At 72.3% G+C, this 25,238-nt stretch carries 26 protein-coding genes; 14 read left to right on the plus strand and 12 right to left on the minus strand.

The genetic code is table 11. The features are described 5' to 3' along the window. Nucleotides 1-93 precede the first annotated feature (93 nt). A complete protein-coding gene (locus ACZ4Z4_RS24545) occupies nucleotides 94-741 on the plus strand; it encodes a LysE family translocator (protein WP_468331025.1) in 648 nt (215 codons plus the stop codon). A gap of 14 nt (nucleotides 742-755) precedes the next feature. On the opposite strand, the gene ACZ4Z4_RS24550 is transcribed toward ACZ4Z4_RS24545, so the two are convergent. Further along, a complete protein-coding gene (locus ACZ4Z4_RS24550) occupies nucleotides 756-1,676 on the minus strand; it encodes a LysR family transcriptional regulator (RefSeq protein ID WP_468331028.1) in 921 nt (306 codons plus the stop codon). 135 nt (nucleotides 1,677-1,811) lie between these two features. Here ACZ4Z4_RS24550 and ACZ4Z4_RS24555 point away from each other — a divergent pair, with 135 nt between their 5' ends. Further along, nucleotides 1,812-2,798: a DMT family transporter gene (locus tag ACZ4Z4_RS24555; protein WP_468331494.1), complete on the plus strand. Its 987-nt coding sequence runs from the start codon at nucleotides 1,812-1,814 to the stop codon at nucleotides 2,796-2,798. Then, nucleotides 2,795-3,697: a PhzF family phenazine biosynthesis isomerase gene (locus tag ACZ4Z4_RS24560; protein ID WP_468331031.1), complete on the plus strand. Its 903-nt coding sequence runs from the start codon at nucleotides 2,795-2,797 to the stop codon at nucleotides 3,695-3,697. Before ACZ4Z4_RS24555 ends, ACZ4Z4_RS24560 begins: the two co-directional genes overlap by 4 nt. A 177-nt stretch (nucleotides 3,698-3,874) precedes the next feature. Here the strand turns inward: ACZ4Z4_RS24560 and ACZ4Z4_RS24565 are convergent, their stop codons facing one another. Beyond that, on the minus strand, nucleotides 3,875-4,267 hold the full coding sequence (locus tag ACZ4Z4_RS24565; protein ID WP_468331034.1) for a hypothetical protein: 393 nt from the start codon (nucleotides 4,265-4,267) through the stop codon (nucleotides 3,875-3,877). Between the two features lie 205 nt (nucleotides 4,268-4,472). On the opposite strand from ACZ4Z4_RS24565, the gene ACZ4Z4_RS24570 reads away from it, so the two are divergent. Both ACZ4Z4_RS24570 and ACZ4Z4_RS24575 read left to right on the plus strand, forming a co-directional pair. Beyond that, nucleotides 4,473-5,252, plus strand: a complete 780-nt coding sequence (locus ACZ4Z4_RS24570; RefSeq protein ID WP_468331497.1) for an alpha/beta fold hydrolase — start codon at nucleotides 4,473-4,475, stop codon at nucleotides 5,250-5,252. Nucleotides 5,253-5,264: 12 nt separating this feature from the next. Continuing rightward, nucleotides 5,265-5,798 carry a GrpB family protein gene (locus ACZ4Z4_RS24575; protein ID WP_468331037.1) on the plus strand — a complete coding sequence of 178 codons (534 nt, stop codon included), beginning with the start codon at nucleotides 5,265-5,267 and terminating at the stop codon, nucleotides 5,796-5,798. A gap of 6 nt (nucleotides 5,799-5,804) precedes the next feature. Here the strand turns inward: ACZ4Z4_RS24575 and ACZ4Z4_RS24580 are convergent, their stop codons facing one another. Beyond that, a complete protein-coding gene (locus ACZ4Z4_RS24580; protein WP_468331040.1) occupies nucleotides 5,805-6,608 on the minus strand; it encodes an SDR family oxidoreductase in 804 nt (267 codons plus the stop codon). Nucleotides 6,609-6,778: 170 nt separating this feature from the next. On the opposite strand from ACZ4Z4_RS24580, the gene dhaK reads away from it, so the two are divergent. The 4 genes from dhaK to ACZ4Z4_RS24600 all read left to right on the plus strand — a co-directional run bounded on the left by dhaK (nucleotide 6,779) and on the right by ACZ4Z4_RS24600 (nucleotide 10,378). Next, nucleotides 6,779-7,771, plus strand: coding sequence for a dihydroxyacetone kinase subunit DhaK (gene dhaK / locus ACZ4Z4_RS24585; RefSeq protein ID WP_468331043.1), 993 nt, complete (start codon nucleotides 6,779-6,781; stop codon nucleotides 7,769-7,771). Between the two features lie 38 nt (nucleotides 7,772-7,809). Continuing rightward, nucleotides 7,810-8,445: a dihydroxyacetone kinase subunit DhaL gene (gene dhaL, locus ACZ4Z4_RS24590; RefSeq protein WP_468331046.1), complete on the plus strand. Its 636-nt coding sequence runs from the start codon at nucleotides 7,810-7,812 to the stop codon at nucleotides 8,443-8,445. Next, complete coding sequence (locus tag ACZ4Z4_RS24595) at nucleotides 8,438-8,848, plus strand: PTS-dependent dihydroxyacetone kinase phosphotransferase subunit DhaM (RefSeq protein WP_468331049.1); 411 nt, start codon at nucleotides 8,438-8,440, stop codon at nucleotides 8,846-8,848. The genes dhaL and ACZ4Z4_RS24595 overlap by 8 nt, the downstream gene beginning before the upstream one ends. A 543-nt stretch (nucleotides 8,849-9,391) precedes the next feature. Beyond that, complete coding sequence (locus tag ACZ4Z4_RS24600) at nucleotides 9,392-10,378, plus strand: fibronectin type III domain-containing protein (protein ID WP_468331500.1); 987 nt, start codon at nucleotides 9,392-9,394, stop codon at nucleotides 10,376-10,378. Nucleotides 10,379-10,428: 50 nt separating this feature from the next. Here the strand turns inward: ACZ4Z4_RS24600 and ACZ4Z4_RS24605 are convergent, their stop codons facing one another. Beyond that, complete coding sequence (locus ACZ4Z4_RS24605) at nucleotides 10,429-11,004, minus strand: PadR family transcriptional regulator (RefSeq protein WP_468331052.1); 576 nt, start codon at nucleotides 11,002-11,004, stop codon at nucleotides 10,429-10,431. A 108-nt stretch (nucleotides 11,005-11,112) separates the two neighbouring features. Between ACZ4Z4_RS24605 and ACZ4Z4_RS24610 the strand changes: the two genes are divergently transcribed. The 4 genes from ACZ4Z4_RS24610 to ACZ4Z4_RS24625 all read left to right on the plus strand — a co-directional run bounded on the left by ACZ4Z4_RS24610 (nucleotide 11,113) and on the right by ACZ4Z4_RS24625 (nucleotide 14,243). Continuing rightward, the gene (locus tag ACZ4Z4_RS24610; protein ID WP_468331055.1) at nucleotides 11,113-11,544 is read left to right on the plus strand and encodes a nuclear transport factor 2 family protein; all 432 of its coding nucleotides are present in this window, start codon (nucleotides 11,113-11,115) and stop codon (nucleotides 11,542-11,544) included. A 161-nt stretch (nucleotides 11,545-11,705) separates the two neighbouring features. Continuing rightward, entirely contained in the window at nucleotides 11,706-12,209 is a 504-nt protein-coding gene (locus ACZ4Z4_RS24615; RefSeq protein ID WP_468331058.1) for a hypothetical protein, read from the plus strand. Between the two features lie 139 nt (nucleotides 12,210-12,348). Continuing rightward, a complete protein-coding gene (locus tag ACZ4Z4_RS24620) occupies nucleotides 12,349-13,128 on the plus strand; it encodes a sugar phosphate isomerase/epimerase family protein (RefSeq protein WP_468331061.1) in 780 nt (259 codons plus the stop codon). Beyond that, nucleotides 13,125-14,243, plus strand: a complete 1,119-nt coding sequence (locus ACZ4Z4_RS24625; protein ID WP_468331064.1) for a Gfo/Idh/MocA family protein — start codon at nucleotides 13,125-13,127, stop codon at nucleotides 14,241-14,243. Before ACZ4Z4_RS24620 ends, ACZ4Z4_RS24625 begins: the two co-directional genes overlap by 4 nt. A 16-nt stretch (nucleotides 14,244-14,259) precedes the next feature. Here the strand turns inward: ACZ4Z4_RS24625 and ACZ4Z4_RS24630 are convergent, their stop codons facing one another. Beyond that, nucleotides 14,260-14,802, minus strand: coding sequence for a PadR family transcriptional regulator (locus ACZ4Z4_RS24630; protein WP_468331067.1), 543 nt, complete (start codon nucleotides 14,800-14,802; stop codon nucleotides 14,260-14,262). Between the two features lie 38 nt (nucleotides 14,803-14,840). Then, nucleotides 14,841-16,862, minus strand: a complete 2,022-nt coding sequence (locus ACZ4Z4_RS24635) for an oxidoreductase (RefSeq protein ID WP_468331070.1) — start codon at nucleotides 16,860-16,862, stop codon at nucleotides 14,841-14,843. Between the two features lie 182 nt (nucleotides 16,863-17,044). On the opposite strand from ACZ4Z4_RS24635, the gene ACZ4Z4_RS24640 reads away from it, so the two are divergent. After that, nucleotides 17,045-17,542, plus strand: coding sequence for a methylated-DNA--[protein]-cysteine S-methyltransferase (locus ACZ4Z4_RS24640; protein WP_468331073.1), 498 nt, complete (start codon nucleotides 17,045-17,047; stop codon nucleotides 17,540-17,542). Nucleotides 17,543-17,545: 3 nt separating this feature from the next. Here the strand turns inward: ACZ4Z4_RS24640 and ACZ4Z4_RS24645 are convergent, their stop codons facing one another. The 6 genes from ACZ4Z4_RS24645 to lnt all read right to left on the minus strand — a co-directional run bounded on the left by ACZ4Z4_RS24645 (nucleotide 17,546) and on the right by lnt (nucleotide 25,186). Then, the gene (locus ACZ4Z4_RS24645; protein WP_468331076.1) at nucleotides 17,546-18,205 is read right to left on the minus strand and encodes an alpha-ketoglutarate-dependent dioxygenase AlkB family protein; all 660 of its coding nucleotides are present in this window, start codon (nucleotides 18,203-18,205) and stop codon (nucleotides 17,546-17,548) included. Beyond that, entirely contained in the window at nucleotides 18,193-20,583 is a 2,391-nt protein-coding gene (locus ACZ4Z4_RS24650; protein ID WP_468331079.1) for a phosphoketolase family protein, read from the minus strand. Before ACZ4Z4_RS24650 ends, ACZ4Z4_RS24645 begins: the two co-directional genes overlap by 13 nt. Before the next feature lie 172 nt (nucleotides 20,584-20,755). Further along, nucleotides 20,756-21,628, minus strand: a complete 873-nt coding sequence (locus ACZ4Z4_RS24655; RefSeq protein WP_468331082.1) for a universal stress protein — start codon at nucleotides 21,626-21,628, stop codon at nucleotides 20,756-20,758. A 165-nt stretch (nucleotides 21,629-21,793) separates the two neighbouring features. After that, nucleotides 21,794-22,963 (minus strand): methyltransferase, encoded by a 1,170-nt coding sequence (locus ACZ4Z4_RS24660; RefSeq protein WP_468331087.1) that lies wholly within the window; start codon nucleotides 22,961-22,963, stop codon nucleotides 21,794-21,796. Nucleotides 22,964-23,040: 77 nt separating this feature from the next. Beyond that, nucleotides 23,041-23,523 (minus strand): NUDIX hydrolase, encoded by a 483-nt coding sequence (locus ACZ4Z4_RS24665; RefSeq protein WP_468331092.1) that lies wholly within the window; start codon nucleotides 23,521-23,523, stop codon nucleotides 23,041-23,043. A 10-nt stretch (nucleotides 23,524-23,533) separates the two neighbouring features. Further along, a complete protein-coding gene (lnt, locus tag ACZ4Z4_RS24670; protein ID WP_468331095.1) occupies nucleotides 23,534-25,186 on the minus strand; it encodes an apolipoprotein N-acyltransferase in 1,653 nt (550 codons plus the stop codon). Between the last annotated feature and the right edge of the window lie 52 nt (nucleotides 25,187-25,238).

Genomic DNA, 25,238 nt, shown 5'->3' on the forward strand with positions numbered 1-25,238 from the left:
GGGCGCGCCCAGCCCAACCCGGCCAGCACACTCCGAGCAATCATCCAATATTGCACCGAGCGTAAGCGAACGAACGAAGGCAAGAGGGGTTCCATGGTCCAGTTGAGCGGGGTCCTCGGCGTGACGATGGTGGCACTCGGCATGGTGCTCACCCCCGGCCCGAACATGATCTACCTCGCGTCCCGCAGCATCACACAGGGCAGGCGCGCCGGCGTGATCTCCCTCGGTGGCGTGGTGCTGGGTTTCGTGGTGTACCTGATCGCCACGAACGTGGGCCTGTCAGTCGTCTTCATCGCGGTACCGGAGCTGTACTTGGCGGTGAAGCTGACCGGCGCCGCCTACCTCGCCTACCTGGCGTGGAACGCCCTGAAGCCGGGCGGCGTAGCGGTCTTCGCCCCCGAAGCGGTGCCGCACGACTCGCCGCGCAGACTCTTCACCATGGGCCTGATGACGAATCTGCTCAACCCGAAGATCGCCATCATGTACCTCTCCCTCATCCCCCAGTTCATCGACCTGGAGCGCGGCCACGTACTCCTCCAAGGCCTCACTCTCGGCGCGGTCCAGATCCTGGTCAGCATCGCGGTCAACCTGACGATCGTGCTCGCCGCCGGAACGATCGCCGGCTTCCTGTCCCGCCGCCCCTCATGGCTGAGGGTCCAGCGGTACGTGATGGGTGCGGCGCTCGGCGCCCTCGCCGTCTCCCTGGCCATCGACACGTCGACCCCCACCGGCCCGAGCTGACACAACAGCGGCGTCTATGACAAATGTGCGCCGTCGGCCGCTGCGGAGTGCCGTGCTGCTTCCCTCAGTGCTTGGAGCAGGGTTCCGAGAGGGCCCTGCTCCGGCACTCCCTCCCGAACTGCCGCGTAGATGAACCTGACCGGCTCCGGACGCCGCACCCCGCACAGGACGACACCGCCACAGCGGTCGGACACCGCGAGGCGAGGAATGAGTGCGACACCGAGCCCGGCTCCGACGAACCCCTGCGCGGTGGCGTAATCCTCGCTTGCCGCCACGAAGTTGGGAGTGAAACCGGCCGCGGCACACGCTGCGAGCATGAGATCGAGGCAGGGTCCGGGCGGTTCACTGCCGACCCATGGCTCGCCGGCCAGGTCGGCGAGGTCGAGTACGCGTTGCGCCGCGAGCGGGTGCCCGGTGGGCAACGCGACGAGGTACTCGTCGTCGAGCAGGTGGGCCAGGCGGATGCCCTGGTGGCTGCTGTCGCGCGGTCCGACGACGATCGCCAAGTCGGCGTCGCCCCGTTCGACCTCCCGCAGTGGCTCTTCGGACTCGTTCAACGTGAGGTCGATCCGCACGCCGGGATGCTCGCGGCGGAGCCGGGTCAGTGCGGGGGCGACCAGCGCGGGGCCGACGGAGGTGAAGTACCGGATGGCCAGCCGTCCCGTTCTCCCGGCCCGCAGATCCGCCAGCGCCGCCTCCGCCTCGGCGATGTCCTTGCTGATGATCGCCGCGTGCCGGGTGAGCAGCCGACCGGCCTCCGTCGGCCGAACGCCGCGTCCCACACGTTCGAGCAGGGCGATGCCCACCTCCTTCTCCAACACCGCCACCTGCTGGCTCACCGCGGACGGGGTGTATCCCAGGTGCGCCGCGGCCGCCGTGACCGAGCCGCTGGTGACCACCGCCCGCAGCACTTGCAGCCGCCTCACATCAAGCATGTAGCTGAGCTTAAGTCACGTGCACAATCTTTTGATTGTGCTTATGGCTTGGGGCCGGGCATCGTTTCCATGCCGATGCCGAGAGAACCCGGGGGGAGAGCAGACGTGAGCGATGCTGCGGGCCGGACGTGGGCCATGGCCCGGGTAGGCGTACTCGCACTGCTGTGGGGGTCGACCTTCCTGTGGATCAAGCTGGCCCTGCAAGCGCTGTCGCCGGTGCAGGTCACCCTCACCCGCTGCCTGCTGGGGGCCGGCACCCTGCTGCTCCTCTGCCTGGCCGCACGCCAGGCCCTCCCCCGTGGTCGCGGTGTCTGGGGCCACGTGTTCATGGCGGCCTTCTGGTGCAACGCACTCCCCTTCGCGCTGTTCAGCATCGGTCAGCAGACCGTCGACTCCGGAGTGGCCGGCGTACTGAACGCGACGACCCCGCTGTGGTCCTTCCTGCTCGGCATCGCCCTCGGCGCCGAGCGCGCGGTTCATCCGCTGCGTGTGGGCGGGCTCCTGCTCGGATTCGGCGGAGTGGTGGTGATCTTCGCTCCATGGCAGGGAACCGGGCACGTCGGATGGGCCGCCCTCGCCATCGTCGCCGCCGCCGCGAGCTACGCCGTCGGCTTCGCCTACATGGGACGCCATCTCGTCGGGCGGGGGCACCGGACGCTGTCGCTCTCCACTGCCCAACTCATCGCCGCCGGCGCACTGACCGCCCTCTGCCTGCCGATCGGGGGGACGACGCCCATCAACCTCCGCCCGGCGACCTTGGCAGCGGTGCTGATCCTTGGGATCTTCGCCACGGGCATCACCTTCCACCTCACCTACCGGATCATCGCCGACGAAGGCGCGACCAACGCCGCGACGGTCGGCTATCTGCTGCCCGTGGTCTCGGTGGGATTGGGAGCCCTCGTGCTCGACGAACCCTTCAGTCTCCGGATCGCCCTCGGGATGCTGGTCGTCCTCATCGGTGTCGGCATGACGCGCCTCGGACGTCCCGGCCACCCTGAACCTCACCGCGAGCGGGCAATAAGTGATCGGGCGACAGGTGAACCGCGCGCGACACTGGTACACCCGCGGTCGCCGACCCACTCCGGTCGCGGGGCCACAGGCCGAGGAGAAACCGCAGAATGAGAACCCTGTATCAGGTCGATGCCTTCACCCGCATACCGTTCACCGGCAATCCAGCCGGTGTGGTGCTGGGCGCGGAGGGCATGACCGACGCCGACATGCTCGCCGTCGCGCGCGAACTCAACAATTCCGAGACCGCCTTCGTCCTCCCGGCGGACGCCGCCGACCACGACGTGCGCGTCCGGTTCTTCACACCTACGACGGAGGTGCCCTCGTGCGGACACGCCACCGTAGGGGCGCACTTCGCCCGGGCGATCGAGTACGGGCTGCCGTCCGGCTCGCTGCGGCAGAAGACCGGCGGCGGGCTGATCCAGCGCGTGCGGATCGACCGGGAAGGGGAACGCGTACGCATCGGCGTTCACCAGGGGGCGGCCGAGTTCGGGCAGACGTGGGACGGCAGGCAGGTGGACCGCCTCCTGCACGCCCTTGGAGCCGCAGCCCACGACCTCGCGGACGACGCGCCCGTCCAGATCGTCTCGACCGGCCACTCCAAGGTGATCGTGCCCCTGCGCGACCGCGCCGCCGTCGACGCCCTACGACCGGACGCGGCCGCGTTGACGGCACTCAGCCACGAGATGGGCAGCAACGGATTCTTCGTCTTCACCCGCGCCACCGGCGACGTCGACCTGCTCACCTGGGCCCGGATGTTCGCACCGGCGATCGGTATCGCCGAGGACCCGGTCACCGGCAACGGACACGGCCCGCTCGGCGCCTACTTGGTACGCCACGGGCTCGCACCGGCACCTGCCGGACGCCTCGACTTCACCGGCCGCCAGGGGGCGGCGATGGGCAGGCCCGGTGATGTCCGGGTACACGTCGAGACGGAGTCCGACGGCCGAGGGCGACTGCTGGTGTCCGTCTCCGGTGACGCGGTGACGGCCTTCCGGGGCGTTCTGTCGTAGCACGGTCCAGCACGGACTAGCAGGGTCCAGCACGGCGTGCGGCGCTGGCGTACGACTCGCGGGCGTCGGGTCGAGCGGCTTCGACGTACACCGTGCGCCTGACCAGACCGAACCGTCCCGTTCGAGGGACCGACCAGGGCCATGGACAGGCCCCGTTGGTCCCGGCAAAGACCTCGCTCAGGCCTGCACCCCGCCGTTGGCGAAGAAGCCGGTCAGGACGGAAACGAGAACCTCCGGGGCGATGTTGTGCTCCTGGCCGGGGAAGACGTGCAGGGCGAAGTTGACGGCCAGTGCGGCGAGTTCCCGCGCCCCGGTGAGCATCTGCGGTGCGCCCGCGTCCCCGCTGCCGACGAGAACGGGCACGGTGACGGACTGCCAGCGGTCAGCGGGCAGCGGCCGGCCCGACATGGTGTCGCCCATGACCCGGCCGTCGTAGGGCAAGGTGCGGGCGGTGGCTTCCATGCCGGCCCAGATGGGGGCCTGGCGCATCCCGGCGACCGCCTCGACGGGCATGCCCACCGCCGCGGTCATGAAGTAGGCGACGGCATCGCCGTACGCCCCCTGCTCCACGAACTCCTCAGGCGGGCGACGTAGTCGGCGGGAGCGGCGGGCGGCTGTCGTCGGTGATGAAGGGCGGTTCGTAGACGGCCAGCCGGGACACGGCGCTGCCCCGGGCCACCGCCTCCAGGGCCAGTACGGCCCCGGAGGACATTCCGAAGACCATCGCCTCGCCGCCCACGCGCCCGATCAGCGCGTCCAGGTCCTCGACCTCGCGCTGCACGTCGTACTCCGGGCTGTCCCCGCTGTCGCCGCGGCCCCGGCCGGACACGCGGGCGAATGGGACGACCTCGCGCAGGCCCTGCGCCCGGACCACCGAATGATTGCCCTCGACCAGCGCGGCCACGGCGCCAGCGAGCGCCACCCGGCCGAGGTCGACCGAGCCGCGTACATCGCTGACGTCCTCGCCATCCTCGAACAGCTCGACCTGCGCCAACTCGTCCTGGCGGAACAGTCCTTGGGCGGCCACACCGCCATGCTCACCGCGGCCGCGCACCCCCACCTGGTGCACGCACTCGTCCTGGTCGAGGCGGGCCCCGGCGGCCCGAACCCGAACGTGCAGAACGAGATCGGCGGATGGCTCGACACATGGCCGACACCGTTCCCGTCCCGGGAAGCCGCCGTCGAATTCCTCGGCGGCGGCGCCGTCGGCGAGGGGTGGGCCAACGGACTGGAGGAACGCGACGACGGCTGGTGGCCGCGCTTCGACCGCGACGTCATGGTGGCCTCACTGACCGAGAACGCCCAGCGCTCCTTCTGGGACGAGTGGTCGAGGATCACATGCCCAGTCCTGACGGTCCTGGGCCAGAACGGCATCATCGGCCCCCCTGAGTCCGAGGGCATGTTCCGACCACAGCCGGGAGCGACGGCAGTGAGCGTGCCGGGCACCGGACATGTACCCGCGGACGCCTCTGACCACCGCCACGGTCGCCCTACGCAGCTCCCTCGACCGGCCCGCCGGGTGGCGGAGTCGAGGACGGCGAGCTCCTGCCCCTGAGAGGCTGCCGACATGAGGAACAGGATTGTGGTCAGCGCCTATGACCCCCAATGGCCCGAGCGGTTCGAAGAGTTGCGGCAGGGGCTGGCCCCTCACGTCGCGGATCTGGCTCTGTCCATCGAGCACGTCGGCAGTACGGCGGTGCCCGGGTGTGCCGCCAAGCCGATCATCGACCTCGACATCGTGGTGGCCGAGGAAGCCGCCGTGCCCGAGCTGATCTCCCGGCTCGCGAGGCAGGGCTACCGGCACGAAGGCGACCTCGGGATTCACGGACGGGAGGCTTTCCAAGCCCCGCCCGCAGCTTCCGAACACCATTTGTACGGCGTGGTCGCGGGTACGAAGCCCCACCTTGATCACGTGCTGCTCCGTGACTACCTGCGGGAGCGGCCCGCTGAAGTCCAGCGCTACAGCGCGCTGAAGGTGACCTTGGCCCAGCGGTTCGCAGCCGACAGCGAGGGCAGGGCGGCTTACTCGGCCTCCAAGAGCGCTCTGATGGAGGAGCTCATCGCAAGGTCCTACGCGGCGCGAGTGGCCGGCACATCGTGAATCCCCTTACGCGAGGCCTCCGTTGCTCATCAGCAGCTGACCGTTGATCCACTCGCCTTCCTTGGAGCACAGGAAGTCCACGAGGTGTGCGGTGTCCTGTGGAGTGCCCAGTCTGCCGAGCGGGGAGCTGCGGATGCAGTGCTCCCGGAGCTCCCCGGGCATCCAGCCGGTGTCCACCGGCCCGGGGTTGATCACGTTGGCGGTCACGCCGAGGTGGGCGAGCTCGTGGGTGGCGGCCAAGGTGATGCGGTCCAGGGCTCCCTTACTCGCTCCGTAGGGCAGGTTGCCGACGGTGTCGTCGCTGGTGAGGCTGATGATCCGGCCGGTTCCGGGTGCCGCGGTGAAGCGGCGCCCGAACTCGCGGATGAGCAGCCAGGTGGCGCGCGCGTTGACGGCGAAGTGCCGGTCGAAGCTCTCCACGGTGGTGTCGAGCAGCCCGGAGTCGACGGACTCGCAGTGACTCATCACCAGCGCGGTGACGCCGCCCGCACGCCGTTCGACCTCGTCGAAGACGCGTGCCGGGGTGTCCGGGTCGGCGAGGTCGGCCTCGATCGCGGTGCTGGCCGCACCGAGCTCGGCCAGCGAGCGGCTGATCGCCTCGGTCGCGCCGGGTTCGCTGCCCCAGCTCATGCGGTCGTCGTAGGGGGCCCAGTGGGTGAAGGCGATGTCCCACCCGGACGCGGCCAGCCGACGGGCGATGCCCGCCCCGATACCGACGGTGCGACCCACCCCGGTCAGCAGGGCCAGCGGGCGGCCGGCGGAAGAGCCTTCTCCGTGCACAGGCTGGTCATGGTCGATGCTCGTCGTCACAGGTCGGAATGGTTCACGCATGACATCGCAGCGTCCATCGATTTTCTGCGACCTCGCCGCAAGCGAGTGGGGCCAGGACACGCCTCCGGCGTCCTCGCCCGTGACCTTCGCTGCCGCAAGGTCGATACTGCCGACAGCGGCCTGCCTGTCAACCTTCACAGGAGACACCCATGAAGATGCTGATCAATGTCGCCGAGACCGTGGTCGCCGACGCGTTGCGTGGGATGGCCGCCGCGCATCCCGAGTTGGTCATCGATGTCGAGAACCGGGTGATCGTGCGCAGGGACGCACCAGTCGAGGGGAAGGTCGCCCTCGTCTCCGGCGGTGGGTCCGGGCATGAGCCGCTGCATGGCGGGTTCGTGGGGCCGGGGATGCTGTCGGCTGCCTGTCCGGGTGAGGTGTTCACCTCGCCGGTGCCGGATCAGATGGTGCGGGCCGCGGCCGCCGTGGACAGTGGTGCCGGTGTGCTGTTCGTCGTGAAGAACTACACGGGTGACGTCCTCAACTTCGACATGGCCGCCGAACTCGCCGAGGACGAGGGCATCCAGGTGGCGAAGGTTCTCGTCGACGACGACGTGGCGGTCACCGACAGCCTGCACACGGCGGGGCGGCGCGGCACCGGCGCGACGCTCTTCGTGGAGAAGATCGCGGGAGCCGCCGCCGACGCGGGCATGCCCCTGGAGCGCGTCGAGGCGATCGCCCGGCGGGTCAACGAGAACACGCGCAGCTTCGGTGTCGCGCTCAGCGCGTGCAGCACGCCCGCCAAGGGCAGTCCTACCTTCGAACTGCCTGCTGGGGAGTTGGAGTTGGGCGTGGGGATTCATGGGGAGCCGGGGCGTGAGCGGCGTCCCATGATGACCTCCCGTGAGATCGCCGATTTCGCCGTCGACGCCGTACTGGAGGATCTCGCGCCGCGCAATCCCGTCCTGCTGCTCGTCAACGGCATGGGGGCCACCCCGTTGCTCGAACTGTACGGCTTCAACGCCGAGGTGCAGCGCGTACTCGTCGAGCGTGGCGTTCCCGTGGCGCGCACCCTCGTCGGCAACTACGTGACCTCGCTGGACATGGCCGGGGCCTCGGTGACGCTGTGCCAGGTCGATGAGGAGCTGCTCGGGCTGTACGACGCGCCGGTGCGCACGCCCGGTCTGCGCTGGGGGGTCTGATGGAGGGGGCGGGAGAGAGGCCGGGAGTCGAACTGAGTGTGTTTCGTGCCGAGTTCTTCGTGCGTTGGCTCATTGCCGCCGCGGCCGCCGTCGACCGTGAGACGGAGCGGCTCACGGACCTGGACTCCTCGATCGGCGACGCCGACCACGGCAGCAATCTGCTGCGCGGCTTCACCGCCGTCGTCGCCGCCCTGGAGGAGGAGGGGCCGGAGACGCCGGGGGCCGTCCTCGTGCTGGCGGGGCGGCAGCTGATCTCGACAGTCGGCGGCGCGTCGGGCCCGCTCTACGGCACGCTGCTGCGCCGCACCGGCAAGGCGCTCGGGGACGCGGCCGAGGTCGACGCGGCGCGGTTCGCCGAGGCCCTGCGCATGGGGGTCGACGCGGTGGCGGCGCTCGGTGGTGCCGCGCCCGGCGACAAGACGATGCTGGACGCCCTCGTCCCCGCCGTCGACGCCCTCGACGGCCCTGACGGCTCGTTCGGCGCGGCGCGCGAGGCAGCCCTGCAAGGTGCCCTGGCCACGACGCCGCTCCAGGCGCGCAAGGGCCGCGCCAGCTATCTGGGCGAGCGCAGCATCGGTCATCAGGACCCGGGCGCCACCTCCTCGGCGCTGCTCTTCGAAGCGCTCGCCGAGACCGCTGCGGGTGACGGTGCACGGGAGGCCGGCCGTGGCTGAGGAAGCGCTGGTCGGCATCGTTCTCGTGTCGCACAGCGGTCCCGTCGCCGAGGCGGTCGCCGCGCTTGCCGCGGGGCTCGCGGGAGGCGGCCTCGCCGCGCCGGTCGCGGCCGCGGGCGGCACCCCCGACGGCGGGCTCGGCACCAGCGTGGAGCTGATCGCGGCGGCGGCCGCGCGGGTGGACCGCGGTGCGGGCGTCGCGGTCCTCGCCGACCTCGGCAGCGCCGTCCTCACCGTGAAGGCGTTGATCGCGGAGGGCGACGAACTCCCGGACAGAGTACGGCTGGTGGACGCCCCGTTCGTGGAGGGTGCGGTGGCGGCTGTGGTGACCGCTTCGGCCGGCGCCGACCTCGCGACGGTCGAGGCGGCAGCGACGGAGGCGTACACCTACCGGAAGGTGTGAGGTGTGCGGCCGGGTGAGGTGCGGCCCGGCGGGGGTGCCCCCGGGGGCCCGGCGAGGTACGGCCTTGGCGGCGGGGGTGCGGCGGGGGTGCGGCGGGGCGCGGCCCGGCGGCGGGGGCAGCCCGTCCCCGTGCGACCCGGCGGGTGCGCCCGGGGTGGGGGGCGGCCCGGCGGGGGTGCAGCCCGGCGGAGGCGCGACCCCACTGGAATGCAGCTCGACGGGCTTCGGCCTGGAGGCGGCCCAGCGCGGTACGGCCCGGTCGCGGAGGCGGCCCGGCGCGGGCACCCGGGTGGGGCGCGGCCCGGTGGGGATGCGCCCCGGCAAGGGCACGACCCGGCGGCGTACGGCCACGCAGTGCGGGCCCGAACCGCACGCGGCCCTCGCACACCCACCACCCCCATATCCCAGTTTGCACCCCCCTGCACCCCCACCCCGACGATCACACCCCCACAACGCACACCCCACCCCTTGATGTGCCCTCGTCAGCCCTGTCAAATAGGTCCGGACCAATGCCGTCGAGTGGAAGGCAGCACCGTGCGACGGATCTCCCGTCTCTCCACCCCTCTGGCCCTGTCCCTGCTGACGGTGACGGCCGCGACCGCGGCCACGCTGAGCGGCTGCGCGTGGGGCGGCGGCGACACCAAGGACACCAGACCCCCGGCGGCGCCCCGCGGCCTCACCGTGCAGGCGGGCAGCTCCACCACCGCCCACGTCATGTGGAACCAGGCCACCGACGACACCGAAGTCACCGGGTACGAGGTCTACCGCGGAGCCAAGAAGGTCAAGGAGGTGCCCGGCCGGGAGCACATGGTGGACGTCGTCGGTCTGCGGCCGTCCGCCACCTACACCTTCACCGTCCGGGCCCGCGACGCCGAGGGGAATGTGAGCGAGGAGAGCAAGGAGCTCACGGTCACCATGCCCGCCGCTGCCGCCGCCGACCACAGACCGCCGACCCGGCCCGGGCGCCTGACCGGCGAGGCCGAGGGCAGCCGGGCGGTGATGCTCTCCTGGAGCAAGTCCTCGGACAACAGGAAGGTGGCCTCGTACGAGATCTTCCAGGGCGGCTCGAAGATCCACAGTGTCGGCGGGGGCCAGACCGCCACCCTGGTCACCGGCTTGCGGCCCGGCACCGGCTACACCTTCACGGTCAAGGCGCGCGACGCCGCCGACAACTTCTCCACCGCGAGCCCCGCGGTCCGCGTCACCACCGCGGCGGGCAAGGGCTCGGGGCGCGGCACCGCGCCCACCGGCTTCCGCGCGGACACCCACCGCGCCGACGGGGCGTACTACATCGATCTGTCCTGGACACCGCCGCGCACCGGCGGCGCCGTGACGGAGTATCAGATCCAGCTGGACGGCCGCACCGCCACCTCGCTCGTCTTCGGCGGCACCGCGCCCCGCGACAAGGCCGAGCACAGCTTCTACATCGGCAGGGAGGCCGGGGAGCGGCACCGGGTTCGGGTCCGGCCCAAGCTGCCGGACGGGACGTGGGGCGGCTACTCCCCCGAGCGGACGGTCACCACCGGCTGAGCCCCCGGCCCCGACCACTCCGACCCGTCCCGACCGACTACCCCTGAACATCAGCCCCGTCGGCGCACCGCGGCGGCCTCCCGCTCGCTCAGCAGCGCCGCCGCGCGCCGGCACCAGTCGCGGGATTCTCGCTCGAAGGCGAGCCCGCGCAGACAGGTCAGATAGGGGCCGACGCGCTCGCCCGTGCGCAGGAACTCGTCCTCGTCCGTGCCTCCCCGCAGCCGTACGAGGAGTTTCTCCAGGACCTCGATCTTCGCGTCGGCGACCGCCGCCCGCTCCGTGAGCTGCTCGATCACCGGCGCGGCGGCGACGCCGTCGACGGCCTGCACCTTGACCAGCAGGTCGTCGCGGATGAAGGACGGCTTCGCGGCCCGTTCGGCGAACCGCTCCATCTCGGCGAGACCCTCGTCGGTGACCTTGAACAGCCGCTTGTTGGGCCGGCCCTCCTGGACGACCTCCCGCCCCGCGATCAGGCCCTCCGTCTCCAGCTTGGCCAGTTCGGCGTAGAGCTGCTGGGGCAGTGCGTGCCAGAAGTTGGCCACGCCGATGTCGAAGCCCTTCGCCAGCTGGTATCCGCTGTACTCGCCGTCCAGCAATGCCGCGAGCACCGCGTGCCGCAGAGCCATCTTCCGGATTCCCTTCCCTCCAGCCGACTTTCACCCCCATCATAGTCAAGGATCTGACTACTCAGATTCGTGACTATGGACAAGTGGACAGCAACTTCCGGAGGAACCATGACGCACCCCACCGCCGCGCGCTTCCGTGCCGTCGTCGAGCAGCGCGATCTCGCCGCGCTCAAGGAGCTGTTCACGCCGGACGTCCGCTTCTACAGCCCGGTGAAGTTCACGCCCTTCGAGGGCCGTCCCATGGTGCTCGGGCTCTTCGGCGTACTGCTGCGGACGTTCGAGGACTTCCGGTACGTCGGTGCGTACTCGGGCGAGGCACAGACCAGCTCCGACGACGGCGAGGCGGAGTCGGACGTGCTTCTCTTCCGCACCACCGTGAACGGGAAGGAGATCCACGGCATCGACCTGCTGCACTTCGACGAGGCGGGGCGGATCAAGGAGTTCACCGTGATGGTGCGCCCGCAGTCCGCGGTGCACACGCTCGGGCAGGCGGTGCACGAGGGGCTGGTCACGGACGGCCTCGTTCCCGCCCCCCGTTGACGCGTCTGCGCCGGACGAAGGATTCCGTCACCTGCCCGGCGGCCGTCCGCATGCGGTCGCCGCGCGCGGCACGTTGGCTCTTCGTCAGGTAGCACGGGTGTTCCCCGACTCTCGGCGGCGCATGGGTTGTACCGCCTCCCGTGTCACCGGAGGGCAGACTCATGCGTATTACTCAGATATGTGTCCGTACCGGCCTGACCGTCGCCGCCGCCGCGCTGCCGCTGATACTGGGTGCTCCTTCGGCGTCGGCGGCCGAGGACCTCACCGTGACCGCCACCGGTTCCACGGTGCGGGCCACCACCGCCGCATGTCCCGACGGCGGTACGGCCTCGCTCATGGGCGCCGCCAACGCCAGCTTCGCCGGCGGCCGGCAGGCGGCGTTGGTCAACGGCAGTGCTTCCTGGCGGAACGTCGGCGCCGGTTCCTACACGGTGCTCGTCTCCTGCAAGGACGGCACGCAGGTCGGACCCCGGACCGTCACCGTCGGCGCCCCGCCGACGGCCTCCTCGACGACCGCGCCCGCGCGGGGCGTCCGCGGAGGGCTCGGGGGCGGTTCCGAGGACCGCGGCACCATCACGCTCGTCACCGGCGGGGCCCTGGTGGCCGCGGCCGCGGGCGGCGGCGTCTGGTACCTGCGCCGCCGCGGAGCCGCCGGCCGCCCCTGACCGGGGGCCACGGCACGGCACCGACGACCGCCGCCCACCCGGCGTGTTCCGGGTGGGCGGCGGTCGCGCGCCGAGGCGCCCTTGCCGAGCCCACCGAACCGCCTTACCGTCCCTCCCAGCCGACAGGGAGGGCGCGTTCATGCCACGACCGCTCAGCGTTCAGCTCTACACCGTGCGCGACCAGCTCGTCGCCGACCGGGAGGGGACGCTGCGCCGCCTCGCCGGTCTGGGGTACGGGGCGGTGGAGGCGTACGACGTCCTCGGCGACCCGGAGGGGCTGCGCCGCGCCCTCGACGACCTCGGGCTCACCGTGTCCGGCACGCACGCCGTGCAGCTGCTCGGCCCGGAGCCGGAGCACGTACTCGACGCGGTGCGGACGCTCGGTACGGATGTCGCGATCGTCCCGGCGGGCATACCGCCCGAGGAGTTCACCTCCCGCGACGGGCTCGCGCGCACGGCCGACCGCCTCAACTCCCTTGCTGCGCTTGCGAGTCGGCACGGTGTACGCATCGGCTACCACAACCACTGGTGGGAGATCGAGCCCCGCTTCGGCGACGACGGGGCGGCCGACGACGGGGCGGCCCCGCACGCCGTCGACGTGCTCGCCGGGCTGCTCGACCCGGACGTCTTCCTGGAGATCGACACCTACTGGGCGGCGGTCGGCGGCGCCGACGTCCCCGGCCTCCTGCGCCGCCTCGGCGACCGGGTACGGGCGCTCCACCTGAAGGACGGGCCCGGCACCAGGGAGGACCCGAACGTGGCGGTCGGCTGCGGCACCATGCCGATGCCGGAGATCCTCGCCGCCGCACCGGACGCCTGGCGGATCGTCGAGTTCGACTCCTGCGCGGGCGACGCGGAAGCCCTCTACGGTGAACTCGCGGCGAGCTACGGCTACCTCACCACCCTGGAGGCGCTGTGACTCCCGCACCCGTCGGCTCGGGCCCGGTCGGCGTCGCCGTCGTCGGCGCGGGCGTCATCAGCGCCGAGTACCTGCGTACGTTGAGCCGGTTCCCGGACGTCCGGGTCGTGGCCGTCGCCGATCTCGACGAGGAGCGGGCGGCCGCCGCGGCCGTCACCCACGGCATACCCGTGTCGGGCGACGTCGCGACGGTGCTCGCGCTGCCGGAGGTCGAGCTCGTCGTCAACCTCACCGTGCCCGCCGCGCACGCGCAGGTGGCGACGGCCGCCCTGCGCGCCGGGAAGCACGTCTACGGCGAGAAGCCGATCACGCTCGCCCCGGGTGAGGCGGAGAAGCTGCTCGCCGAGGCGTCGGAGCGGGGGCTGCTCGTGGGCAACGCGCCGGACACGTTCCTCGGCGCGGGCCTCCAGTCGGCGCTGCGGGCCGTGGCGGCCGGGCACATCGGTGCGCCCGTGGCGGCGACGACCGTGACGCAGAGCCTCGGGCCCGAGGGGTGGCATCCCGATCCGGCGTTCTTCTACCAGCCGGGCGCGGGGCCCCTCTTCGACCTGGGCCCGTACTATCTGACCTCGCTCGTCGCCCTGTTCGGCGGTGTGGAGCAGGTGGCCGCGACGGCGGCACGCGCGCGCGTTGAGCGCGTCGTGGGGTCGGGGCCGAAGGCGGGTCAGGTGTTTCCCGTCGACGTGCCGACGCACGTGTCGTCGCTCATCCGGTTCGCCTCCGGGGTGCGGGCCACCTCGACGTTCAGCTTCGACTCCGCGCTGCCCCGCATCCGGTTCGAGGTCACCGGGACCGAGGGCACCCTCGCGGTGCCCGACCCGAACACGTTCACCGGCCCGCTGAAGCTGCTGCCCAACGGCTCGGACGACTGGCGTGAACTGCCCGTGCGGGGGCGGACCGACGGGCGGGGCCTCGGCGTGGTCGACATGGCGCGCGCCCTGCGGCGGGGCACCGCGCACCGGGCGTCCGGCGCGCTCGCGCTGCACGTCCTTCAGGCGATGACGGCGATGGCGGACTCCGCCGAGCACGCGCGATTCGCCTCCCTGCCCACCCAGGTCGTGCCGCCGCAGCCGCTGCCCGCGGAGTGGGACCCCCGCGAGGCGACGCTGGGGTAGCGGTGCCCCGGGGGCCCTACGGCGCTTCGAGCTCCTCGATGGTCCGCGTGAGCCACTGCGTCCAGAACGTCTCCAGGTCGATGCCCGCCCGCAGCACCGCGTGGCGCAGCCGGTCCTCGACGGCGTCCTTCTCCGGCGGGAAGTCGCGCCGCTCGATCTCCTCGTACTCGGCCAACTGCCGCCGGTGCAGGTCGAGATGGTGGTGCAGGTCGTCCCGGACGCCCGCGACGCCCGCCGCGCCGACGACCGCCGCGGCGCGCAGGCGCAGCAGGAGGGTGTCGCGGAGCGGCTTCGGGTCCTGGCTCTCGGCCGTCCAGCGGGCCAGTTCGGCGCGGCCCGCCGGCAGGACCTCGTACTCCTTCTTCTGCCCCCGTGCCGCCTCCTGCCGCGGCAGCGCCCGGATGGCGCCCTCGCGCTCCAGTCTGCCCAGCTCGCGGTAGATCTGCTGGTGCGTGGCCGACCAGAAGTAGCCGATCGACTTGTCGAACCTGCGGGTCAGTTCGAGGCCCGACGACGGCTTCTCCAGGAGGGCGGTGAGGATCGCGTGCGGGAGTGACATGGGGGCAATCCTAGGGAGGGGCCGCGCGGGCGCGGGGTTCAGAGCGCGGCGGCCAGCTCCGTGCCCTGCTTGATGGCGCGCTTGGCGTCCAGCTCGGCGGCGACGTCCGCGCCCCCGATGAGGTGTGCCGCGACACCGGCCGCGACGAGCTCCTCGTACAGGTCGCGGCGCGGCTCCTGTCCGGAGCAGAGCACGATCGTGTCGACGGGGATCACGGACGACTGTCCGTCGACGGTGATGTGCAGGCCCGCGTCGTCGATCAGGTCGTAGCTGGCGCCCGCGACCATGGCGACGCCGCGGTGGCGCAGTTCGGTGCGGTGGATCCAGCCCGTGGTCTTGCCGAGGCCCTTGCCGACCTTGGACGTCTTGCGCTGCAACAGGTGGACGGTGCGCGGCGGCGTGGGCCGCTCGGGCTTGGTCAGGCCGCCGCGCTCGCGGAAGTCCATGTCGACGCCCCACTGCCGGAAGTACGTGGCCGGGTCCAGGCTCGCCTTCTCGCCGCCGTCGGTGAGGAACTCGGCGACGTCGAAGCCGATGCCGCCCGCGCCGATGATCGCGACGCGCTCCCCCACGGGTGCGCCGTCGCGCAGCACGTCGAGGTAGCCGACGACGCTGGGGTGGTCGATGCCGGGGATGTCGGGGACGCGGGGCGTGACGCCGGCGGCGACGACCACTTCGTCGTACGCCTGTGCCGTGAGCACGTCCGCGGTGATGACGGTGTTCAGCCGGACGTCGACGCCGCGCAGGTCGAGCTGGGTGCGGAAGTAGCGCAGGGTCTCGTCGAACTCCTCCTTGCCGGGGACCTTGCGGGCGACGTTGAGCTGGCCGCCGATCTCGGCCGCCGCGTCGTACAGCGTGACGTCGTGGCCGCGCTCGGCGGCGGAGACGGCGAAAGCGAGGCCGGCGGGGCCCGCGCCGACGACGGCGATGCGCTTCTTGGTGCGGGTGGGCGAGAGCACGAGCTCGGTCTCGTGGCAGGCGCGCGGGTTCACCAGGCAGGAGGTGATCTGGAGGTTGAAGGTGTGGTCGAGGCAGGCCTGGTTGCAGCCGATGCAGGTGTTGATGGCCTCGGGCCGCTCGGCCTGCGCCTTGTTGACGAAGTCCGGGTCGGCGAGGAGCGGGCGGGCCAGCGACACCATGTCGGCGGCGCCGTCGGCGAGCAACTGCTCGGCGATCTCCGGGGTGTTGATGCGGTTGACGGTCACGAGCGGCACGGAGACCTCGCCCATGAGCTTCTTCGTGACGAAGCTGTACGCGCCGCGCGGCACGGACGTGGCGATGGTGGGGATGCGTGCCTCGTGCCAGCCGATGCCGGTGTTGATGATCGTGGCGCCCGCGGCCTCGATCTCCTTGGCGAGGTGGACGACCTCTTCGAGGGTCGAGCCGCCGGGGACGAGGTCCAGCATGGAGAGGCGGTAGATGATGATGAAGTCGGCGCCGACGCGTTCGCGGGTGCGGCGGACGATCTCGACGGGGAAGCGGATGCGGTTCTCGTAGGAACCGCCCCAGCGGTCGGTGCGCCGGTTGGTGGGGGCCGCGATGAACTCGTTGATCAGGTAGCCCTCGGAGCCCATGACCTCGACGCCGTCGTAGCCGGCGAGCTTGGCGAGTTCGGCGGCGCGCACGGAGTCCTCGACGGTCTGCTCGACCTCGTCGTCGGTGAGCTCGCGGGGCACGAAGGGGCTGATGGGCGCTTGGAGGGCGCTGGGCGCGACGAGCTTGTCGTGGTAGGCGTACCGGCCGAAGTGGAGGATCTGCATCGCGATCTTCCCGCCCTCGGCGTGCACGGCGGCGGTGATCGCCGCGTGCTCCTTGGCCTCCGCCTCGGTGGTGAGCTTGGCGCCGCCGTCCCAGGGGCGGCCGAGCTCGTTCGGGGCGATGCCGCCGGTGACGATGAGGCCGACGCCGCCGCGGGCCCGGGTCGCGTAGAACTCCGCCATCCGCTCGAAGCCGTTCGGGGCCTCTTCGAGGCCCACGTGCATGGAGCCCATGAGGACCCGGTTGGGCAGGGTGGTGAAGCCCAGGTCGAGCGGGTTCAGCAGGTTCGGGTAACGGCTCATGCGGCCCCTCCGTACGCGGTGTCTACAGGACAGTTGTAGACGAGACGCGGACGTTGTGCAACTAGTTGCATAACCCTGGCGCATGGAACCGCAGCGGTCGACGCGATGTCCGAATCCCGCCAGCCGCGCCGCCGGGCACCCCCCAGACTGGAGGCAGCACCCGAACGCTTGAGGAGAGTCCGATGACCGTCCACACGACGATCGACAGCCCGCTGGGCGAGCTGCTGCTGGTGGGCGAGGCGTCGGCCACCGCCAAGGGCGGCACCGCGCTGGCCTCGCTCTCCATGCCGGGCCAGAAGGGCGGCGCCGTCGTCCTGGACGGCTGGGTGCGCGACGACGCGGCCTTCGACGTGATCACCGCGCAGCTGCGCTCGTACTTCGCCGGGAGCCTGACCCACTTCGACATCGAGTACGCCGCCGGGGCGGGCACCGCTTTCCAGCGCAAGGTCTGGGACGCGCTCGACGCGGTCCCTTACGGCACCACGACCACCTACGGACGCCTCGCCGAGCGCCTCGGCCTCTCGCGCGCCGCCGTCCGCGCCCTCGGCACCGCCATCGGACGCAACCCGCTCCTCGTCGTCCGCCCCTGCCACCGCGTCATCGGCGCCGACGGCTCCCTGACCGGATACGCGGGCGGCCTGGAGCGCAAGCGGCTGCTCCTCGACCTGGAGGCGGCGTGACCCTCACCGGTCCCCGCCGAGTCCGCTGACCCGCAGCGTGATGTTCAGCCGCCCGGTCAGCCCCAGCGCGGGCGGCGCGGTGCCGGGGAGCACCCTCGGCACCCCGTGGTACGCGAGCCGCGAGGCCCCGCCGAACACCACCAGGTCGCCGCTGCGCAGCTCGACGTCCGTGTACGGCTTCGTGCGCGTCCGGGTGTTGCCGAAGCGGAAGACACCCGTGTCCCCGAGGCTCAGGGACACCACCGCGGCCCCCGACTTCTCGTCGCTGTCGCGGTGCATGCCCATCCGCGCGTCGGCGTCGTAGAAGTTGACGAGGGCGATGTCGTACGCCTCCTCGACGGCGTGACCGGCCGCTTCGGCCGCCCGGCGGCCCAGCTCGGCGAGCCACGGCGGCATCGGCTTCACGGGGGCGCCGTCCCCGTCGACCACGGTGCGCGCGTACCCGTACGGATACCAGTGCCACCCCAGGCACACCTGTCGCGCCGTCATCGCGCCGCCGCCCGGCGTCCTGACCGTGCGCAGCCCGGCGGGTGGCATGGCCCACTCCCGGCACGCCTCCAGGAGCCGCGACTGCTCCCCCGGCGCCAGCCAGTCGGGCAGGTGCACCGCCCCCGGGGCGAGGACGGTGCGGGCCCGCGGAAACAGCTCGTTCAGTACGGCCACGTCCAGTCGGCGACCTCGGGCACGTCCGTGCCGTGCTCGCGGATCCAGGCGTGGTGCCGGGTGCGGGCGTCGGCCATCGCCTGGCGCACCGCCGTCGCGCGCACGGCCAGGCCGGGGACGCGGTCGATGACGTCCATGACGAGGCGGTACCGGTCGAGGTTGTTGCGGACGACCATGTCGAACGGCGTGGTGGTCGTGCCCGCCTCCGTGTAGCCGCGCACGTGCAGGTGGTCGTGGCCGGTGCGGCGGTAGGCGAGGCGGTGGATCAGCCACGGGTAGCCGTGGTAGGCGAAGATCACCGGCTTGTCGCGGGTGAAGAGCGCGTCGCACTCGGAGTCGGCCATGCCGTGCGGGTGCTCCTCGCGGGGCATCAGCCGGGCGATGTCGACGACGTTGACGACGCGCACGGTCAGCTCGGGCAGGTGCTCGCGCAGCAGCGCCGCCGCGGCGAGGACTTCCTGGGTGGGCACGTCACCCGCGCAGGCGAGCACGACGTCGGGTTCCCGGGAGCCGTCGTCGGTCCCCGCCCACTCCCAGACGCCCGCCCCGCGCGCGCAGTGGGCGCGGGCGTCGTCGAGGGAGAGCCAGTCGAAGCAGGGCTGCTTGCCCGCGACGACGACGTTGACGTAGTCCCGGCTGTGCAGGACGTGCTCGGTCACGGAGAGCAGGGTGTTGGCGTCCGGCGGGAGGTAGACGCGTACGACGTGGGGGCTCTTGTTGAGCACGTGGTCGACGAAGCCGGGGTCCTGGTGCGAGAAGCCGTTGTGGTCCTGCCGCCACACGTGCGAGGTCAGCAGGTAGTTCAGGGACGGCACGGGGGCGCGCCAGGGCAGGGTGCGGGAGGTCTTCAGCCACTTGATGTGCTGGTTGACCATCGAGTCGACGATGTGGACGAACGCTTCGTAGCAGGAGAACAGGCCGTGGCGGCCGGTGAGGGTGTACCCCTCCAGCCAGCCTTGGCAGAGGTGCTCGGAGAGGACTTCCATGACGCGGCCGTCGCGGGCGAGGTGCTCGTCCGTGTCGAGGATCCGGGCCTGCCAGGCCTTGCCCGTGGCGTCGTAGAGCGCGCCGAGCCGGTTGGACTCGGTCTCGTCCGGGCCCACGACGCGGAAGTCGCGGCGGTCCGCGGTGTCCGCCATGACCTGCGCGAGCAGTTTGCCGGTGATCCGGGTCGGCTCGTGCAGGGTCGTGCCCGGCTTCTCCACGGCGACGGCGAACTTCTCCAGGGGCGGGACGGGCAGCCGGCGGGTCAGGCGGCCGCCGTTGGCGTACGGGGTGGCACCGAGCCTGCGCTCCCCCTTGGGGACGCAGGCCAGGACCTGCGCGTTGGGGCGGCCGTCCGCGTCGAAGAGCTCCTGCGGGCGGTAGGACTTCAGCCACTTCTCCAGCTGCCGCAGGTGGTCCGGGTTCTCGCGGACCCCGGACAGCGGCACTTGGTGCGCGCGCCAGGTGTTCTCGACGGGCTCCCCGTCGACGGCCTCCGGCCCCGTCCAGCCCTTGGGCGTGCGCAGCACGATCAGCGGCCACCGCGGGCGGCCCTGCACACCTCCGCCGCCGCGGGCGGCCCGCTGGACGGCGGCGATGCGGTCGAGCGCCTGGTCCATGGCCTTGGCCATCGCCTGGTGGACCTTGCGCGGCTCGTCACCGGCGACGTACAGCGGCTCGTGGCCGTACCCCTTGAGGAGCGCGTCGAGTTCGGCCTCGGGGAGGCGGGCGAGCACGGTGGGGTTGGCGATCTTGTAGCCGTTGAGGTGGAGGATCGGCAGGACCGCGCCGTCGTGCGCCGGGTCGTGGAACTTGTTGCAGTGCCAGGAGGCGGCCAGCGGCCCGGTCTCGGCCTCGCCGTCCCCGATCACACAGGCGACCAGCAGATCCGGGTTGTCGAGCGCGGCTCCGTAGGCGTGCGCGAGCGAGTAGCCGAGCTCACCGCCCTCGTGGATCGAACCGGGCGTCTCGGGCGCCACGTGGCTCGGCACACCACCGGGGAACGAGAACTGGCGGAACAGCTTCGCCATGCCCTCCGCGTCCCGCGAGACATCGGGATAGATCTCGCTGTACGAGCCCTCGAGCCAGGAGTTGGCGAGCACGGCGGGCCCGCCGTGGCCCGGCCCCCACACGCACAGGGCGTCCAGATCACGCTCCTGGATGACGCGGTTGAGGTGCGTGTGCACGAAGTTGAGGCCGGGTGAGGTGCCCCAGTGGCCGAGCAGGCGCGGCTTGATGTGCTCGGGCCGCAGCGGCTCGGTCAGCAGGGGGTTGCTCATCAGATAGATCTGGCCGACGGCCAGGTAGTTGGCGGCGCGCCAGTGGGCGTCGAGCGCCGCCAGGTGGTCCTTCGCCACGGGTGCCACAGGTCCTCCTCGCTGGATTCGGGGCATACGGCAAGGTCAGCGTGCCGATCGGGTTCCACGTGAGTGGCGGGTCAGTCGTGCGGGACGCTGGTCGTCGGCGCTTTCGTACGGTTTCCTACGGCGGGTCGGCCGTGCGGAACGGCTGGCTCCGTCTCCAGCACGTCAGCCGCGCGGAGCGGCCGGCTCCGTGTCCAGCACATCAGCCGTGCGGGACGACCGCCACCGGGCAGGCCGCATGGTGGAGCACCGCGTGGCTGACCGGCCCGAGCTGCATGCCGAGCTGGCCCTTGCGGCGGTGGGCGCCGACCACGAGCAGGTCGCAGGCGCGGGCCGCGTCGAGCAGCGCGGTGCGGGCCTGCCCCTCCGGCACGTCGCGGCGCACCGTGAGGGTGGGGTGGGCGCGCAGGGGCGTGCGCAGGGCTTCGGTCAGCTCCTCCTCGGCGCGCCGCTGGTGCGGGTCGGTGACCCCGGCCGCCCGGGGCCGGGCCGGGGCCTCGTGGGCCGGGCAGCGCCAGGCGTGCACGGCGCGCAGGGTGGCGCCGCGCCGCTCCGCCGCCTCGCACGCGAAGGCCACGACGGCCGCCGAGCCGGCGGGCTCCCCCACCCCGACGGTGATCTGCGGCCCGGTCCCCGGGTGCGCGTCGCCTTCGGCGTCGCGCACGACGACGACCGGCGCCGTGGCGCGGGCGGCGACCGCCAGGCTCACCGAGCCGAGCAGCAGCCCGGCGAGCCGTCCCCTGCCCCGGCTGCCGACGACGACCGCCCGGGCCTCGCCGCTCACGCGGATCAGCGCGGCGGCCGGGTCCTCGGGCAGGACCGTGCCGGTCACCTCGACGGCGGCCGTACGCCGGCGGGCGTGCGCCACCGCCCGCTCGACGATGTGGTCCGCCGCGGCCTGTACGGCTTCGCCGCCGATGCCGAAGGAGGGCTCGTGCCCCTCGTACCACTCCCAGCTCGACGCGTGCACGATGTGGAGCGGTGTCTCCCACCGGGCGGCCTCGTCGACGGCCCAGTCCAGGGCCCGCAGGCCGGCCGGTGAACCGTCGACACCCACGATCAGGGGCAGTTCCACGGTCGATCGTCTCCCTCCGCCGCCCCGGACCGCGGCTCGGCCCGGCCGTCGCCCTATGACGCTGCCATCAGGCGCGCCCGCGCGGGAGTGCCGAACAGGCCCGGTGTGCCGAACGGGCCCGGTGTCGGCGGTTCGCCCCTCACCGACCGCCTCACCGCCCGTCCTTCACCGCCCGTCCTTCACCGCCCGCAGGAGGACGAACTTCGGGTCGCTCGCCACGACGTCCGCGTTGCCGAAGAGCTTGCGCAGGCGCACGTGGTAGCCGAGGTGCCGGTTGCCGATGACCCACAGCTCGCCGCCGGGGCGCAGCGCTGCGCGGGCGCCGCCGAACATGCGGCGGGCGGTCGCGTCGGTCGTCGCCTGGTGGCTGTGGAAGGGCGGGTTGTTGAGGACGAGGTCCACCGTCCCCGGCGGTACGGCGGTGAGGGCGTCACCGGCCACGAAGTGCGCCTTGGCGTCGTCGGCGGCGTTGGCGCGGAAGGTGGCCTCGGCGGAGGCGACGGCCTGGAACGACTCGTCGATGAAGGTGACCGTGGCGTCGGGGTCCGCGACGGAGGCGGCGGTGCCGAGCACGCCGTTGCCGCAGCCGAGGTCCACGACGTGGGCGGCGCCGCGGGCGCGCGGCAGGTGCTTGAGGAAGAAGCGGGTGCCGATGTCGAGGCGGTCGGCGCAGAAGATGCCCGCGTGATTGACCACGGTCAGGCCCGCGCCGGCGCCGGAGTCGGCGGGCAGCACGTAGGTGCCGGGCCACGGGCTCTCGCCGGACGCGCGCTCCGGGTCGGGGGTGCTGAAGATGAGGCGTGCCTTCTGCCGGGCCAGCGACGTCCTGGTCGGGCCGACGATCCGCTCGAAGAGCTCCAGCGTCGAGGTGTGGATCTCGGTGACCATGCCGGTGCCGACGACGACCGTGCCCTCGTGCAGGGCGGGCGCGAGCCGGTGCAGCTGGTCCTCCAGGAGCGCGAGGCTCTTCGGTACGCGGACCAGGAGTACGTCGACGCGGGCGGGCGGCGCGTCCCTGGTCGTCAGGAGCCGTGCCGCGTCCTGCGGGTGGCCCGCCCGCGCCAGGTTGGCCCGGGTCGCCTGCTGGGCGAGGAAGGAGTCGGTGATCTGCACCGGCACGCGCGCGTGGCCCGCGAGCACGGTGGTCAGCGCGCCCCACCGGTCACCGACGACGGCCACGGTTCCGGAGAGGTCGACGGGCGCCGCCCCCTCCTCGCCCGCCAGGTGCCGCAGCAGATAGGCGTCGGCCGCCGACCAGGCGCGCAGCTGGTCGCGGGGGTCCTCCGGGAAGCGGGTGAGGTCGTACGCGCCCCATGACGTGCTCAAACGGTTCATCGTGCCCTCAGGCTAACGGAGGGCCCGCAACACTCGTGGCGCAGCCCGGGGGCCGCACCGGCCGGGGGCTGCGGCTGTCACTGGCCCGCCGGAGCCTGCTCGAACCAGGTGGGGCCGTCGGACATCGCATGCTTGATCCGGGACAGCGCGAACTCGTTCAGCGGGGGCAGCGCGTCCACGTCGAACCACCCCACCTCCAGCGACTCGTCGTCGTTGACGCGCGCCTCGCCGCCGACGGCACGGCAGCGCAGGGTGATGTCCATGTACTGGCAGGTGTCGCCGTTGTCGTAGGTGACCGGCTGGAGTGCCTGCACCAGGACCACCCGCTCCGGCACGCAGTGCACGGCCGTCTCCTCGTACACCTCGCGGACCGCGCACTCGGCGGGCTGCTCCCCCGGGTCGGGGATGCCGCCGATCACCGACCACCTGCCGTTGTCGGAGCGCCGCCCGAGCAGCACCCGGCCCTCGTCGTCGAAGACGACGGCGGTGACCCCCGGGAGCCAGAGCAGCTGCTGACCGGCGGCGGCCCGGATGGTGTGGATGAAATCAGGAGTAGCCATGGTCCGAACCCTATCGGCGCGGCACGGCCGCCCCCGGCCGGCCGACAGTTGACTCCGTGCCGGTGCGCCGGGTCCGCGCCGCCCTGGTCACGGCCCAGGCGAGGCCGCCCGCGGCGACCAGCACCAGAACGGCCTCGGGCAGCACGCCGAGGCGGGTGGCGGGGGTCCGCGAGGAGCGCAGCGGCACCTCCTCGACGAGCGAGTCGGCGGTGTACCACGTGGTCTTCGACCGCACCTCGCCGTCCGGCATGATGACCGCGCTGACGCCGCTGGTCACCGGCACCGTGACGGCCCGGCTGTGCTCGACCGCGCGGATCCGGGACATCGCGAGCTGCTGGTAGGTCATCTCGCTGCGGTCGAAGGTGGCGTTGTTGCTGGGCACCGAGATGAGCTGCGCGCCGTGGGTGACGGTGTCGCGCACCGCCCAGTCGAACGCCGCCTCGTAGCAGGTCGCGATGCCCACCTTCGTACCGGCCATGGTGAAGACTCCGGGCTCCGAGCCGCGGCTGAAGTCCTGGCGCACCTTGTCGACGTCGCTGCTGAAGGCGCTGATGAGCGAGCGCAGCGGGATGTACTCGCCGAAGGGCTGGATCTGCCGCTTGTCGTAGGTGTCCGTGGGGCCCTTCCGCGGGTCCCAGAGGATCTGCTCGTTGTAGAGCCTGCCGTCCTTCTTCTCGACGACGCCGCCGACGGAGACGGGCGCCCCGATGGCCTTGACCGCGCCCTCGATCGCGAGGCGCGCGTCGGGGTTGGTGAACGGGTCGATGTCGGAGGAGTTCTCCGGCCACAGGACGAGGTCGGGGCGCTTCACCTTGCCGGCCCGCACCTCTGCGGCGAGGCGTTCGGTCTCGCGCACGTGGTGGTCGAGGACGGCGCGGCGCTGCGCGTTGAAGTCGAGCCCCGCGCGCGGGACGTTGCCCTGGATCGCGGCGACGGTCGCGGTGCCGTCCTCCGCCTCGTCGCTGACGAGCGCCCGCGCCCCGAGGGCGCCGACCACGGGGACGAGCACGCTGAGCGCCGCGACGGCCGCCGCGCCCCGGCGCACGACACGGGTGTCGCGTACGTCGGTGACCTGGCGCACGACCTCGTACAGCCCGAACCCGCACAGGACGACCGCGAACCCGAGCACAGGGGTGCCGCCGAGCGCGGCGAGCGGCAGGAAGACGCCGTCCGCCTGGCCGAAGGCGATCTTCCCCCAGGGGAATCCGTTGAACGGCACACGCGCGCGTGCCGCTTCCCCGGCGATCCACAGGGCGGCCGCCCAGAGCGGGTAGCCGGGCAGCCGCGAGACGGCCGCGATGCCCGCGCCGACGAGGGCGACGAAGACCGCCTCCACCGCCGCGAGCGCCAGCCACGGGCCGGGGCCGACCTCGACGCCGGTCCACACGAGGAGCGGCAGCAGGAAGCCGAGGCCGAAGAGGTAGCCGAGGCCGAGGCCCGCCTTCCAGGTCCGGCCGCGCAGGCACCAGGCGAGGGCCGCGAAGGCCGGGAGCGCCAGCCACCACAGGGTGCGGGGCGGGAAGCTGACGTAGAGCAGCACTCCGGAGAGGGCCGCCACGGCGGCGGGCACGAGCCGGCGCAGGACGCGGACGGCCCGGTGGGCCCGCGGGGTCTGCGGATCGAGCTGCTCCGGCTCGTCGACGGGAGTGGTGGTGGCGGTCACCCGGGGAGTGTACGGCGCGTCACCTGGGCGCCGACAGCTCGGTCGACCGGCG

Source organism: Streptomyces sp. NPDC030245, from assembly GCF_055572995.1.

Bases quoted from the DNA above. Each gene is read 5' to 3' on its own strand.
- ACZ4Z4_RS24605 (WP_468331052.1), bottom strand. From the start codon at position 11,004: ATGGCTCTGCGGCACGCGGTGCTCGCGGCATTGCTGGACGGCGAGTAC.
- ACZ4Z4_RS24620 (WP_468331061.1), top strand. From the start codon at position 12,349: ATGCCACGACCGCTCAGCGTTCAGCTCTACACCGTGCGCGACCAGCTC.
- dhaK (WP_468331043.1), top strand. From the start codon at position 6,779: ATGAAGATGCTGATCAATGTCGCCGAGACCGTGGTCGCCGACGCGTTG.
- ACZ4Z4_RS24640 (WP_468331073.1), top strand. From the start codon at position 17,045: ATGACCGTCCACACGACGATCGACAGCCCGCTGGGCGAGCTGCTGCTG.
- ACZ4Z4_RS24615 (WP_468331058.1), top strand. From the start codon at position 11,706: ATGCGTATTACTCAGATATGTGTCCGTACCGGCCTGACCGTCGCCGCC.
- ACZ4Z4_RS24555 (WP_468331494.1), top strand. From the start codon at position 1,812: ATGGCCCGGGTAGGCGTACTCGCACTGCTGTGGGGGTCGACCTTCCTG.
- ACZ4Z4_RS24650 (WP_468331079.1), bottom strand. From the start codon at position 20,583: ATGCCCCGAATCCAGCGAGGAGGACCTGTGGCACCCGTGGCGAAGGAC.
- ACZ4Z4_RS24560 (WP_468331031.1), top strand. From the start codon at position 2,795: ATGAGAACCCTGTATCAGGTCGATGCCTTCACCCGCATACCGTTCACC.
- ACZ4Z4_RS24545 (WP_468331025.1), top strand. From the start codon at position 94: ATGGTCCAGTTGAGCGGGGTCCTCGGCGTGACGATGGTGGCACTCGGC.
- ACZ4Z4_RS24630 (WP_468331067.1), bottom strand. From the start codon at position 14,802: ATGTCACTCCCGCACGCGATCCTCACCGCCCTCCTGGAGAAGCCGTCG.
- ACZ4Z4_RS24665 (WP_468331092.1), bottom strand. From the start codon at position 23,523: ATGGCTACTCCTGATTTCATCCACACCATCCGGGCCGCCGCCGGTCAG.
- ACZ4Z4_RS24610 (WP_468331055.1), top strand. From the start codon at position 11,113: ATGACGCACCCCACCGCCGCGCGCTTCCGTGCCGTCGTCGAGCAGCGC.
- ACZ4Z4_RS24660 (WP_468331087.1), bottom strand. From the start codon at position 22,963: ATGAACCGTTTGAGCACGTCATGGGGCGCGTACGACCTCACCCGCTTC.
- ACZ4Z4_RS24575 (WP_468331037.1), top strand. From the start codon at position 5,265: ATGAGGAACAGGATTGTGGTCAGCGCCTATGACCCCCAATGGCCCGAG.
- ACZ4Z4_RS24635 (WP_468331070.1), bottom strand. From the start codon at position 16,862: ATGAGCCGTTACCCGAACCTGCTGAACCCGCTCGACCTGGGCTTCACC.
- ACZ4Z4_RS24550 (WP_468331028.1), bottom strand. From the start codon at position 1,676: ATGCTTGATGTGAGGCGGCTGCAAGTGCTGCGGGCGGTGGTCACCAGC.